10 protein-coding genes and 5 tRNA genes are annotated in these 12,975 nt (G+C 43.1%); 14 read left to right on the plus strand and 1 reads right to left on the minus strand.

Going from position 1 to position 12,975, the window contains the following annotated elements:
* The first annotated feature begins 100 nt into the window (after nucleotides 1-100).
* The 14 genes from CXF82_RS06805 (at nucleotide 101) to gloA (ending at nucleotide 10,100) form a co-directional block, all read left to right on the plus strand.
* A tRNA-Asn gene (locus CXF82_RS06805) sits at nucleotides 101-176 on the plus strand.
* Nucleotides 177-213: 37 nt separating this feature from the next.
* Nucleotides 214-289, plus strand: a tRNA-Asn gene (locus tag CXF82_RS06810).
* 33 nt (nucleotides 290-322) lie between these two features.
* A tRNA-Asn gene (locus tag CXF82_RS06815) sits at nucleotides 323-398 on the plus strand.
* Nucleotides 399-430: 32 nt separating this feature from the next.
* Nucleotides 431-506: transfer RNA gene (locus tag CXF82_RS06820), tRNA-Asn, on the plus strand.
* 36 nt (nucleotides 507-542) lie between these two features.
* Nucleotides 543-618, plus strand: a tRNA-Asn gene (locus CXF82_RS06825).
* A 183-nt stretch (nucleotides 619-801) separates the two neighbouring features.
* On the plus strand, nucleotides 802-2,718 hold the full coding sequence (locus CXF82_RS06830) for an EAL domain-containing protein (protein WP_102043909.1): 1,917 nt from the start codon (nucleotides 802-804) through the stop codon (nucleotides 2,716-2,718).
* A 114-nt stretch (nucleotides 2,719-2,832) separates the two neighbouring features.
* The gene (gene rsxA / locus CXF82_RS06835) at nucleotides 2,833-3,411 is read left to right on the plus strand and encodes an electron transport complex subunit RsxA (RefSeq protein WP_101092056.1); all 579 of its coding nucleotides are present in this window, start codon (nucleotides 2,833-2,835) and stop codon (nucleotides 3,409-3,411) included.
* Nucleotides 3,412-3,413: 2 nt separating this feature from the next.
* A complete protein-coding gene (rsxB, locus tag CXF82_RS06840; RefSeq protein WP_101092055.1) occupies nucleotides 3,414-3,983 on the plus strand; it encodes an electron transport complex subunit RsxB in 570 nt (189 codons plus the stop codon).
* Nucleotides 3,977-6,166: an electron transport complex subunit RsxC gene (gene rsxC / locus CXF82_RS06845; protein ID WP_102043910.1), complete on the plus strand. Its 2,190-nt coding sequence runs from the start codon at nucleotides 3,977-3,979 to the stop codon at nucleotides 6,164-6,166. Before rsxB ends, rsxC begins: the two co-directional genes overlap by 7 nt.
* Before the next feature lie 3 nt (nucleotides 6,167-6,169).
* Nucleotides 6,170-7,222 (plus strand): electron transport complex subunit RsxD, encoded by a 1,053-nt coding sequence (gene rsxD, locus CXF82_RS06850; protein ID WP_101092053.1) that lies wholly within the window; start codon nucleotides 6,170-6,172, stop codon nucleotides 7,220-7,222.
* 103 nt (nucleotides 7,223-7,325) lie between these two features.
* Nucleotides 7,326-7,964 (plus strand): electron transport complex subunit RsxG, encoded by a 639-nt coding sequence (rsxG, locus tag CXF82_RS06855; RefSeq protein ID WP_101092052.1) that lies wholly within the window; start codon nucleotides 7,326-7,328, stop codon nucleotides 7,962-7,964.
* Nucleotides 7,957-8,652, plus strand: coding sequence for an electron transport complex subunit E (locus tag CXF82_RS06860; RefSeq protein WP_101092051.1), 696 nt, complete (start codon nucleotides 7,957-7,959; stop codon nucleotides 8,650-8,652). The genes rsxG and CXF82_RS06860 overlap by 8 nt, the downstream gene beginning before the upstream one ends.
* Nucleotides 8,653-8,717: 65 nt before the next feature.
* Complete coding sequence (gene nth, locus CXF82_RS06865) at nucleotides 8,718-9,359, plus strand: endonuclease III (RefSeq protein ID WP_101092050.1); 642 nt, start codon at nucleotides 8,718-8,720, stop codon at nucleotides 9,357-9,359.
* A 330-nt stretch (nucleotides 9,360-9,689) separates the two neighbouring features.
* Complete coding sequence (gene gloA, locus CXF82_RS06870; RefSeq protein WP_102039202.1) at nucleotides 9,690-10,100, plus strand: lactoylglutathione lyase; 411 nt, start codon at nucleotides 9,690-9,692, stop codon at nucleotides 10,098-10,100.
* A gap of 112 nt (nucleotides 10,101-10,212) precedes the next feature.
* Here gloA and CXF82_RS06875 read toward each other — a convergent pair whose 3' ends face one another.
* Nucleotides 10,213-12,786 (minus strand): TonB-dependent receptor, encoded by a 2,574-nt coding sequence (locus CXF82_RS06875; RefSeq protein WP_102039201.1) that lies wholly within the window; start codon nucleotides 12,784-12,786, stop codon nucleotides 10,213-10,215.
* Between the last annotated feature and the right edge of the window lie 189 nt (nucleotides 12,787-12,975).

The raw sequence follows: 12,975 nt of genomic DNA on the forward strand, positions 1-12,975 counted from the left end.
TGTGTTTAAGAGACATTCCGTATGTCACTGGTTCGAGTCCAGTCTGGGGAGCCAAAGTTTAAGTTAATCAGATATTTATCTGGTAATATAAAAGAGCAATTCCCCTGTAGTTCAGTTGGTAGAACGGCGGACTGTTAATCCGTATGTCACTGGTTCGAGTCCAGTCCGGGGAGCCACTTTTATATCACCGTTAAATATTGGTAAAAATGCAATTCCCCTGTAGTTCAGTTGGTAGAACGGCGGACTGTTAATCCGTATGTCACTGGTTCGAGTCCAGTCCGGGGAGCCACATTTTTATCAGCGTAAAGAAGTAAAATGCGATTCCCCTGTAGTTCAGTTGGTAGAACGGCGGACTGTTAATCCGTATGTCACTGGTTCGAGTCCAGTCCGGGGAGCCAACATTTTATTTAAGATTTAGATTTAAAGCGATTCCCCTGTAGTTCAGTTGGTAGAACGGCGGACTGTTAATCCGTATGTCACTGGTTCGAGTCCAGTCCGGGGAGCCAATTTAAAGATAAGTTAGATATAGGTAGTACTGTGATTCCCCTGTAGTTCAGTTGGTAGAACGGCGGACTGTTAATCCGTATGTCACTGGTTCGAGTCCAGTCTGGGGAGCCAACTTTATCTAAATTAATCTCTGCTTTTCCATAACAAGCCTCTCAATAATCAAGAAATAATCGTTCAAATAAAACACTCCTCAAACAAAGCAACTGATATTCAATCTAAAACCTGTTTATAATACCCATAGAGATACACCTTTTTAGAACAATTTTGTCTTCTATGATTGTGAATGGACTCATTATGACCAGCTTCAGATACTCTCAACTTTTTTTAGTGTTCGTTTTCTGCGGGCTCACCTTCATTACCTATTCAATCAATCAAGCTGATTTTGCCCATAGTCGCGAGCAAGAGCTCACAAAATATACTGCAAGTATTGCGACCCAAAGCAATTGGCAAGGCAATGGCAAGGCGTTATACCAACATTTGACGACGAGTTTTAATTTTCAGTTCTTCCAATACATCGACACCAATGACAGTGACAATAGCTTCACTCACGGCAAGTTACTTGCTGAGAGTAGAAGTATTATTAAAAATATATATCAGATTGATATCCCATTAACCCGAACACTCGCTAATGGTCGATTACAGGTCAAGCTTGCCATAGACAAAGAGCTCACTGCAGTATCCAATCGATTTCAATATCAACTGCTGTTAATTTGGGGCACCTTCCTACTCATCAGTGTTTTTAATGTGTTACTCGCGGCACTCCACGCTAAAAAGTTGCGCTACAGTTGCAAAATAATCGATGACTTACCCAATTTTACTTTCCATGCGATTCAAAAATCTAAATTAAAGGGAGAGTTCACTCCATTAGCAAAAGTGCTAGAGTCATGCCAAAGCAATCTAAAAGCTAAAGTGGATGAGTTTAATGATGCCCATGAAAAGCTCACTAGGGTCGCCTTTCAGGACCCAGTCACGGGCTTCGGTACACGCGCTAAATTCACTGAAAAGTTAAATGAAATATGTTTGCCTAACAGCCAACAATTAGGTGTACTGGCTATCGTTAGAGCGACTGAGCTTGCCGTCATCAACCAGCTACATGGGCGTGAAGCGGGTGATGATTATTTAACACGCATAGCCAACCACATCAGAAAGTCTTTAGTTAAATCACCCAATGCTTATTTTTATCGCATATCGACTGCTGATTTTGCACTCATATTACCCGACATATCCTTAAAAGATGGCACCACTATTATCGAGGAGCTTAAAGTTGCCTTTGATGAGTACCAACAAAATTTGGGCACCGATTCTGTCGCCTACATAGGTTTATGCCCTTATCTGCAAGGCTGTGATCCCGTGTCATTAATGACATTAGCCGATACTGCCGTCAGTATTGCGCAAACACTTGGCCCAAATAGTTTTCATGTACAGCAGAAGCTGTCGGGTGATGAACTGTTTGGTGATAGCCGTTGGAAAATCGCAATCGATGATATTCTAAAACGGAAAGCGATAAAATTTTACGCTCAGCCTATTCGTCCCTGCCGAACTAATATTGAGTCTTACCGAGAGCTGTTGTCTCGCTTTTACAACGATCAAGGTAAATTCTTACCCACTACCACGGTTATCGCGATGGCAGAGCGCCATGGCATGAGTGAAGAACTTGATAAACTAGTGATATTAAAAACGCTGAGCACGCTCATTAATATGCCTTCGCTTACGGGCCTATTTGGGATCAATATCAGCTCATCATCCGCAAACCAAGAAAGCTTTGTCGCTTGGCTCAAAAACATTTTGGTTCGCCAACGACATTTGGCCGCTAGACTTGTTTTTGAAGTCAGTGAATCGGGGATGCAAACCAACTTATCTGCGACATATCATTTCATCAATGAAGTGCATAGTGTTGGCGCTCGAGTATCGATTGAAAGATTTGGTCTCGGCTTTACCTCGTTCAAGTTTTTTAAAGATGTTCGCCCAGACTTTATCAAGTTAGATGGTAGTTATACTCGAGGTATTATTTCGGACACACATAATCAGTTTTTTGTGAAAATGATCATTGATATAGCAAGAAAACTGATGATTAAAGTGATTGCGACCAGCGTCGAAAATCAACAAGAAAAATTGGCCATGGAGCAGCTATTACTCGATGGGCTTCAAGGATACTATATTGCGAAGCCAACGCCGTTAATCACCGTGAGTAAGAGCGAAAAATTGAAATAGTGCGTTAATTTCACCCACAAGAAATCAAATTTATTTGTCCTTGTTTTCTTTGTGTTGTTTATAGTGTCGGAAAAGCCGATAATAGCGCTAAGATTGTCTAAAAAATGAATTGAGATGAGTGAATATCTCCTATTGTTGGTCGGCACGGTGCTGGTCAATAACTTTGTATTAGTAAAATTCCTAGGTTTATGCCCTTTTATGGGGGTGTCCAGCAAACTTGAGTCTGCTATTGGTATGTCCATGGCGACCACATTTGTGTTGACGCTCGCGTCTATTCTCAGCTATCTGGTAAACCAATACCTGCTATTACCTTTTGATCTCGGTTACTTGAGGACAATGAGCTTTATTTTAGTTATCGCCGTGGTTGTTCAATTTACCGAAATGTTAGTACAAAAAACCAGTGCTTCATTACATCGCGCGTTAGGTATTTACTTACCCTTGATCACCACAAACTGCGCAGTACTTGGTGTTGCCCTGCTCAATATTAATGAAGACCATAATTTTTTTGAGTCTGCCATATTCGGTTTCGGTGCAGCGGTTGGATTTTCGTTAGTCTTGATCCTATTTTCAGCAATGCGTGAACGACTCGCCGCTGCAGATATACCCGCCCCGTTTCAAGGTGGCGCTATCGCAATGGTAACCGCGGGTCTTATGTCCCTTGCATTTATGGGCTTTACAGGGTTGGTTAAATAAACATGTCAGGTATTGTCATTGCTGTTGTTGTTCTCACAGTACTCGCGCTTGTCTTTGGTATTTTGCTGGGATTTGCCGCTGAAAAATTTAAAGTTGAAGGAGATCCGCTTGCAGAGCAAGTGGAAGCATTACTGCCCCAAACACAATGTGGTCAATGTGGGTATCCGGGTTGCAAGCCTTATGCTGATGCTATTGCCAATGGTGATAAGATCAATAAATGCCCCCCGGGTGGCACTGCCACAATGGAGAAGATTGCTGATCTCCTTGGCGTAGATCCTGAGCCTCTCAACGCCACAGAGGAAGTCCAAGAGAAAAAAGTCGCCTATATACGTGAAGACGAATGCATAGGATGTACTAAATGCATTCAAGCTTGCCCTGTCGATGCCATTTTAGGGTCAGGAAAGCTGATGCATACTGTCATTATCGATTATTGCACCGGTTGCGATCTATGCGTTGCTCCCTGCCCTGTAGATTGTATTGATATGCTTCCCATCGAACAAACAACTAAGACCTGGAATTGGCAATTAAATGCGATTCCAGTAACACAAGTGCAAGAGGATCCGCAGTGCTAACTTTATTAGAACAAGTTGATAAAGGAACGCTTTGGCGCTCGCATGGTGGTATCCACCCCCCTGAGTTAAAAACGCTATCAAATAAGACCGCTATTGCCGATTTCCCCTTAGCAAAGCAATTTGTCATTCCTGTTCCACAAGTGGGCGATAGTGCGTTGCTTAGTATCAACGCCGGTGAGCGGGTATTAAAAGGCCAAGCACTGACAACAGGCACCAGTTTCTCTCATTGTCCTGTGCACGCACCGACTTCAGGTACCATTACAGCCATTAAACAGATGCCCAGCAACCATGCGTCTGGCTTACCTGTTTTAAGCTGTGTGCTCGCCGCTGACGGACAAGATGAAGCTATCGAAGCCATTACCAGTGACGTTTCCGCGTTGGACAATCAACAGATCTTAAAAAAGATCCAAGACGCTGGTATAGCTGGCCTCGGTGGAGCCGCATTTCCGACCCATATAAAACTACGACCAACGAGCGACATTGAGCTCGTGATCATCAACGGTATTGAGTGTGAACCTTACATCACGTCCGATGATAGATTAATGCAAGAGCATAGCGATCAAATCCTGTCCGGCATCGCCATTATTGAACGCTTATTGACCCCTAAACGGATCATTATCGCCATTGAAGATAATAAACCCGAAGCCAGTGAAGCAATGCAGCATTCACTCAATCGAAGCGAACTGTCCAGTGACCAAGTTAGGATCACAAAAGTACCCACAAAATACCCATCTGGCGGTGAGAAACAGTTAATCCAAATTTTAACCGGTCAAGAAGTACCTTCAGGCGCAATACCCGCCCAGCTTGGTATGCTGGTACAAAATGTCGGTACCGCATACGCAATACAAGATGCTGTCATTAATGGAAAACCACTCACATCAAGAGTGGTCACGGTTACTGGACTTAATAGCGAAAATCCTGGTAACTACTGGATGCCGATAGGCACGCCGATTGAGCATATTCTTCACACTAACGGCTTTAAAGGCGATCTAAACCAAGATAAAGTCATTATCGGCGGCCCAATGATGGGCCACTTATTACCTGATGTCGCAGCGCCGGTGCTTAAAGGGACCAACTGTGTATTATTGCCAAGCAGTGAAGAGATCGCAGAAGAACAACATGAAATGCCTTGCATTCGTTGCGGAGAATGCGCCGTAGTATGCCCTGCATTGCTATTACCACAGCAGCTTTTTTGGCATGCTCAAGCAGAAGAATATGACAAAGCCGCTAGCTTTAATCTTCGTGATTGTATTGAGTGCGGTTGCTGCAGTTATGTTTGTCCAAGTGACATTCCATTAGTTGAATATTATCGCGTCGCTAAATCTGCACTGCGTACACAATCTGAAGAGAAAAAACAGGCGGATTTAGCCAAACAACGTTTTGATGCGAGACAGCAACGACTGGAAGATGAAAAACTCGCTCGAGAAACTAAAGCAAAAGAAGCTGCCGAACGTCGTAAAAATAACATGGGGAGCACCGACAACAATGCGGTGGCAGAAGCCATGGCACGCATTAAGGCGAAGAAAGCCGCCGAGTCGAATGCTGGAGACACCACTGCAACGGACGCTGTTCAAGATAAAAAGGCGCAAATAGCCGCCGCGGTTGCTCGTGCAAAGGCTAAGAAAGCCTCTCCTGCTGCAACGAATAAACAGCCAGCTGACTCCGACGATGTAGAAGTCGACGAGAGCAATGATAAAAAAGCTAAAGTAAACGCGGCCATTGCCAGAGCAAAAGCCAAAAAGGCACAACAAAACACAACGGTGGTGAAGTCTCTCGACGTTACAGAAGAAGCTCATTCTGTAGATGCTGTAGACGAAAAGAAAGCGAAAGTGGCCGCCGCTATCGCTCGCGCCAAGGCAAAGAAACTACGACAGCTTGATGCAGAGCCAGTTCAAAACAACGCGGTAGTAGCTGAATTGGTCACTAAAACAGAGTTACAGCTCTCGCCTGAAGAGATCAAAAAAGCCCGTATTGCTGCAGCTATCGCCAAGGCGAAAGCAAAAAAGCAGTCCACTGTTATTGATGCGTCAGCACCGACGCAAAGTAGCGTGCTAGATAACGATTTAGGGACTCTGACAGAAATAGCACTGTCACCAGAGGATATCAAAAAAGCCCGTATTGCTGCAGCTGTCGCCAAGGCGAAAGCAAAAAAAGCGCAAGCCAAATTGGAAGAGAAGGAATAATTCATGGCATTTAAGTTAGCTTCATCGCCACACTTAAAAGTGCAGCTGCAAACCCAAAGTGTGATGCGAAGAGTCATTTTGTGTGCACTCCCCGGTATCGCTACCCAGTTTTACTTTTTTGGCTGGGGTGTTTTGATCCAAGTATTACTGGCGATTGCTGTTGCTTTGCTCAGTGAATCAGCCGTACTCAAGCTAAGAAAGCGTCCTGTTCGACCGACCATAAGCGACAATAGCGCGGTCCTTACGGCGTTATTAATCGGGGTCTCAATCCCCTCAATAGCACCTTGGTGGGTCGTAGTGATAGGTACTGTCTTTGCCATTGTCATCGTCAAACACCTATACGGTGGCTTAGGGCAAAATATATTTAATCCCGCGATGGCAGCCTATGTCATGTTACTGATCTCCTTTCCAGTACAAATGACCAGTTGGGCAGTACCGTTATCATTAGCGTCAACGCCAATGGATTTAGGGTTAACACTCAAAGCCATTTTTGGAACCATGACGTCAGAGCAACTCAATATATACAAATTGGGTTTTGACGGCATAGCAATGGCGACGCCTCTCGATACAGTAAAGACTGACTTATCACTTGGATTAACCATTACAGAAAGCCTAACGAAAGCCATTTTCTCTGACGGTTACGGCGTAGGTTGGTTTTGGGTAAATATTGCCTACTTACTTGGCGGCCTCGCCATGCTTAAATTAAAAGTTATCCGATGGCAGATAAGTGTCGGCATTATTGCCTCTCTTTTTGTATGCAGTAGCTTTGGTTACTTATTAAGCCCAGACACACACATTGGTCCATTATTCCAACTGTTTTCAGGCGCAACGATGCTGGCCGTATTCTTTATCGCCACCGATCCGGTCACCGCTGCAACCAGCGTACGAGGTAGATTGCTATTTGGTGCCTTAATCGGAGTATTAGTTTATGTTATCCGTACTTATGGTGGCTATCCAGACGCATTTGCCTTCGCGGTTTTACTGGCGAACCTATGTGCACCTTTCATCGATTATTATGTAAAACCACGTAGCTACGGGCATCGCTCTGGAAACTAATCGCCGTTAAATGGCGAGTAAAACAGCGGAACTTAAGTCAAATAGGTGCCATCAAGACTGTGTTTAGAGGCTATATTTTGAAAATCAGTTTAGAGACAATATTTTGAAAAATTCAATGTTAAAAAATGGTTTGTTACTCGCACTATTTGCCCTGCTTTGCACCGGACTAGTCGCCGTAGTCAACCAGCTTACATTTGCTAAAATAAAGCAACAGGAACAGATTGAGCTGGCAAGAGTGCTACATCAGATAATTCCTGATGAATTACATGATAACGAGCTCACAGAACATTGCATAACCATTACATCTGTTGATTTCCTAGGCACTGACAAGCCCCTTCCAGCTTATATTGCTACAAAAGAGGGTATTGGTATTGCCATCGCAATTGAAACTGTTGCACCCGATGGTTACAACGGCGACATTAGAATTATCATCGGCTTAGATAAGTCAGGCACCGTGTTAGGCGTGCGTACACTTTCACATCAAGAAACCCCTGGCTTAGGTGACAAAATCGAGCGAAGAAAATCAGATTGGGTATCTTCGTTCAAAGGGTTATCGATATTGTCAGATAAAGATAAACGCTGGCATGTAAAAAAAGATGGCGGAGAGATAGACCAATTTACTGGTGCTACAATTACACCCAGAGCATTCGTAAAAGCGGTTAAAAAAGCCACGCTATATTTTAATGCACATAAAGACGAACTATTAGATGCGCCCGCTAACTGTGAGGTAGGTAATGAGTGATTATAAAGAGTTAGCCTGGCAAGGACTTTGGAAGAACAACCCAGGGCTAGTTCAATTACTGGGCTTATGTCCGTTGCTCGCCGTTACAGCCACTTTAACCAATGCGTTAGGACTTGGGTTGGCGACATTACTGGTGTTGATTGGTTCGAACATTTTAGTCTCTTTAGTGAGAGATTTTGTCCCGAAAGAGATCCGCATACCGGTGTTTGTAATGATCATTGCCGCATTGGTCACCAGCGTTCAGCTATTCATTAATGCTTATGCCTATGGTCTTTACCTGTCGCTAGGGATATTTTTACCACTGATTGTGACCAACTGCGTCATCATTGGCCGAGCTGAAGCATTTGCCTCGCGAAACAACGTAGCAAAATCAGCCTTCGACGGATTAATGATGGGATTAGGTTTTACTCTCGTACTTTGCGTACTAGGTGCTAGCCGTGAAATATTGGGACAAGGTACGCTCTTTTACGGTGCGGACCAGTTATTAGGTGAATGGGCAAAAGGGTTAACGATCCAGCTTTGGCAAGTCGATACCACTTTTTTGTTAGCCATGCTTCCACCCGGTGCTTTTATCGGAATTGGACTGCTGATCGCGCTTAAAAATGTAATTGATAGTTACTTCGAGGCTAGACAGCCTAAGATTGAGGAAGCAGCGCCAACACGCGTTAGGATCACGAAAGTTAACTAATACAGGTTCATTTAATCTAAAAATATCATCTTCAAAATAATAATAACATCGATGGATACTGGCATATGAACACAGAAAAACGGCGCATTATTTTAGAGCGACTTAGAGATAACAACCCTCATCCTGAAACTGAGCTGAATTTCTCAAGTCCATTTGAGCTGTTAGTGGCAGTGACACTTTCAGCTCAAGCGACCGATGTTAGTGTTAACAAAGCAACAAAAAAATTATTTCCTGTCGCTAATACAGCGCATAGTATTGCCGCCCTTGGGGTTGACGGACTCAAGCAGTATATTAAGACCATTGGCTTATACAACAATAAAGCAATTAATGTCGTTAAAGCCTGTGAGATCTTAGTCGAGCAATATGATGGTGTGGTACCCGAAAATAGAGAAGCATTAGAGGCGCTACCTGGCGTTGGTAGAAAAACAGCTAACGTAGTACTTAATACCGCATTCGGCTGGCCTACCATCGCGGTAGATACTCACATTGACAGAGTTTCAAATCGTACTAAGTTTGCGATGGGTAAAAATGTCGTTGAAGTCGAGAAGAAACTGTTAAAAGTGGTGCCAACTGAATTTAAAGTTGATGTACATCACTGGTTGATTTTACACGGCCGCTACACCTGCATTGCCAGAAAGCCTCGTTGTGGCAGCTGTATAATTGAAGACTTGTGTGAATTTAAAGACAAAATTTACCCTGAAGATTAATAACACCTTCACGGTTTATGATAAATATCACCCATAAAAAAGCCGCTTTCGCGGCTTTTTTTAAAACATATTGATAAAGAAAATAGACAGTCCAACCGCAATAATAACGCTAAGTCCTAGCGACATTTTTAGTTCAGTTTGCATCGGTAACTCCTCGAATAAGTTAATTAATACTATAAGATAAATGAGACTTTATCAGGCTAATTTAAACGTTTTGTGATCTGCGCACGGTCTAATGTAGTCAAAACTCTATCCTAATAACAAACAGTATCCATCGGCTATATTTTCGATATAATTCAATGAGAAAAAACAACAAATAAAGAGGACGAAATGGCACAGTTACTACATACCATGTTACGCGTAGGAAATTTGGAGCGCAGTATTGAATTTTACACCCAAGTTATGGGTATGAAATTATTACGTAAAAGCGAAAATAGTGAATACAAATATACCCTAGCATTTGTTGGCTACGATGAAGAATCTACAGGCAGTGCGGTGATTGAACTGACCTATAACTGGGGCACTGAAGAATATGACATGGGTAACGCTTTTGGCCATATAGCCATAGGTGAAGAAGATATTTATGCCCGTTGTGAAGCAATAGCCAACGCTGGCGCTAAAGTTCTACGTCCAGCGGGTCCCGTTGCTGGCGGCAGTACTGTCATTGCCTTTGTAGAAGACCCTGATGGTTATAAGATCGAGCTAATCCAAATGAGCTCATCTCAGCAAGGCTTGGGATAACGTTTAGACAAAATGAACGCAAAAAAAAGCGCCTTTCGGCGCTTTTTTATTAGCTTTAAACTCTATTCTCTAGAACTGTTTATTAGTACTCGTTTTTAAATCAGTTTTAAACTTAGAACTTAACGGTTACACCCGCAAAGTACTGACGACCGATGGTGTCATAAACTTCTGGAACTGTTCCACCGTCACTGCCGTTAGAAACGTTTGATGGTTCTTCGTCAGTTAGGTTTTTAACACCAGCACTTACCATCCAAGTATCATTGATAAAGTAGCTAGCTGAAACATTATGATAAAGCATAGAATCAACCTTAGTGCCTTCGCCTAAGTCATCCATCTCACCGATATAACGGTTGAAGTACATAACATTCCAATCATCTTGACCAGCTTTGATACTAAAGTTGTTACGTACTTGAGCATATGCACCGAAGTTACCATCGATAGTGTTTGTGTAATCAACGCCATCTTGCTCAAAGTTCAGCAAGTAAGTGGTGTCATTACTAACGGTCCAGTCTAGATTTAACACTTCAAAGCTATATGCTAGGTTAAAATCGATACCGCTAGTGTCTTGGTAACCGACGTTAGTTAGTGAGTTGGTAAGGTTATCTAGATCACCGTCTGCACCAATATTAAAGGCTTCACACGCTGCTTGGTCACCCGCAAAACAGTTGTTCAAACCATTTTGAGTATCCATACGTGCAATCGCATTCTTCACTTTAAAGCGCCAGTAATCGACAGTCAGTGACATGCCATCAACATAGCTAGGCGAATACACTAAACCCGCAGTGTAAGACTCAGACTCTTCAGGTTTAAGGTTTTCATCTGAAGTACGGTTAACTAAGATCTGTGGGTCTTGCTCATTACCCCATGGGTCTTTAAGATAATCGAATGAACCTGAGTTTCCGCCGTATAGCTCGCTGACACTTGGTGCACGGAAACCTGTCGCTGCAACTGTACGGATCATTAAGTCATCAGTCGCTGCGTATGTTAGACCAATTTTCCAAGTCGATGCGTTACCGAATGTAGAGTAATCGTCGAAACGAAGCGCGAATTCACCGGTTAGCTTATCAGTAAACGGCACGCTGACTTCTTGGAAAACAGAAATTACGTTGTAGTTACCATCAGTAGGATCTTGTTGAGCAGCGGTACTTTCACCTGCAACCACAATTGGGTCTGGATTGTAGAAACCACTCTCATAACGGTATTCTGCACCGATAGCGTAAGCTACAGCACCTGCATCAAGGTCAAAAAGCTCACCGGTTAGACCCGCAGAGAATACATGTTGCTCATTACCACCATCAGACTGTTCATCATAAGAAACACTGTTAAGCAAATCTTGATCTGTCATTGGCTGACCACTGAACCATGCATCTTGATCAGCATAGATTGCATCTGTCATGATTGTTGCATTGATCGAGTTTTCTACCGCGGTTTCAGCTTTGTTTTTACCGTAAGTATAAGAAATATCCCAATCCATACCGGTATTGACATCAATTGAACCAGCAAGAGCAGCTGAGACACGTAATGTGTCAGTGTCCTGAGTATAAACACGAGGACCAACGTCATTCATACGTTTTCTGTAGTTTATCTCGCCTTTATCATCAGCAACAATACCACCAGCCGCCATTTCAGGCGTAATTTCTGCACAAGTTAATGGATCTTGACCTGTCTTACAGACATCTAGCTGTAAATTTGCTGGCTGAGGCGCCAACTGCTGGTTTGACTTACGCTTGGTGTAAAGAATATCACCCGTTAGCACTAGCTCATCGCCAAGCTCTTGAGTCATGTTAGCAAACAAGCTGTAACGCTTACTTGGGGTCTGGTAAAAACTGTCTTGAGTATAATCATAGCCTTGCCCTTGGGGAACCCACGCAGTGCCATCATTATTCTTAACTTCTGTTTTATTGTTGCCTTTGTCATCTAGTATTGGATTTCCATTCTCATCCAATTGATTTCCAACAATGCCGCCATTTGGCGTAAATGAACTGTTACCTGGATCTGTCCAGTCACGATCAGATTGAACAACACCACGACGCTCAGAGTAAGCAGCACCGAATGTGTAGTTACCTGTATCGGTATTAAAACCGTAAAGCGCACTGATTTCGCCGTTTTCACCGTCGCTCTTATCAGTCATGCCACCAGTTACATCTATCTGGAAGCCATCAAAATCTTTTTTAGTGATGATGTTAACAACACCTGCAATAGCGTCAGAGCCATAGACTGCTGATGCACCATCTTTTAGAATCTCTACACGTGCAATCATTGCAACAGGGATAGAGTTAAGATCCACAGCGCTATCAGCACCTGAACCTGAGTTAACCATACGGCGACCGTTAAGCAATACTAACGTACGCTGTGAGCCCATACCACGAAGGTCAACTTGAGCAACACCGTCTGAACCGTTGTTAGTACTTGACCCCATAGCAGCACCAGCCATAGAAGTTTGTGCTTGTAGCATTTGGTCGACAGAAGTAAAGCCTTCAGCTTTAATTGTTGCTGCGTCAATAACGGTAACTGGAGAGGCTGTTTCCATATCCTGTCGTTGAATACGGGAGCCGGTTACAGCGATACGCTCTACTTTAGCTTCCTCTTCAGCGTAGGCTGCTGTAGAAACAGTAATTGCTGATGTAGATACAGATGCGATCAATCCGAACTTTATTGCAGAGGCCAATTTCGATGGTCTGTTCATTTATGTCGTACTCCCTAGCTTAATTATTTTTATATGCACGTCATTTGTTATCAGTGACGTTGCTAGAGATACTGCAATTTCACGTTTATGCCGTCAATCCACCAAATCGTTAACCATTTACTTTGCCTTGTTAACTAATATGGTAAATAAAGTAATCATAAATCGAGCTGGTCGTTTTTCATGAAAGCA

Origin of the sequence: Shewanella sp. GutDb-MelDb (assembly GCF_002836075.1) — a bacterium.
In the GTDB taxonomy this organism is placed as follows: domain Bacteria; phylum Pseudomonadota; class Gammaproteobacteria; order Enterobacterales; family Shewanellaceae; genus Shewanella.

Excerpts from the sequence above, each read along its gene's own strand:
- CXF82_RS06830 (WP_102043909.1), top strand. The coding sequence starts at position 802 with ATGACCAGCTTCAGATACTCTCAACTTTTTTTAGTGTTCGTTTTCTGC.
- rsxA (WP_101092056.1), top strand. The coding sequence starts at position 2,833 with ATGAGTGAATATCTCCTATTGTTGGTCGGCACGGTGCTGGTCAATAAC.
- rsxB (WP_101092055.1), top strand. The coding sequence starts at position 3,414 with ATGTCAGGTATTGTCATTGCTGTTGTTGTTCTCACAGTACTCGCGCTT.
- rsxD (WP_101092053.1), top strand. The coding sequence starts at position 6,170 with ATGGCATTTAAGTTAGCTTCATCGCCACACTTAAAAGTGCAGCTGCAA.
- CXF82_RS06860 (WP_101092051.1), top strand. The coding sequence starts at position 7,957 with ATGAGTGATTATAAAGAGTTAGCCTGGCAAGGACTTTGGAAGAACAAC.
- nth (WP_101092050.1), top strand. The coding sequence starts at position 8,718 with ATGAACACAGAAAAACGGCGCATTATTTTAGAGCGACTTAGAGATAAC.
- gloA (WP_102039202.1), top strand. The coding sequence starts at position 9,690 with ATGGCACAGTTACTACATACCATGTTACGCGTAGGAAATTTGGAGCGC.
- CXF82_RS06875 (WP_102039201.1), bottom strand. The coding sequence starts at position 12,786 with ATGAACAGACCATCGAAATTGGCCTCTGCAATAAAGTTCGGATTGATC.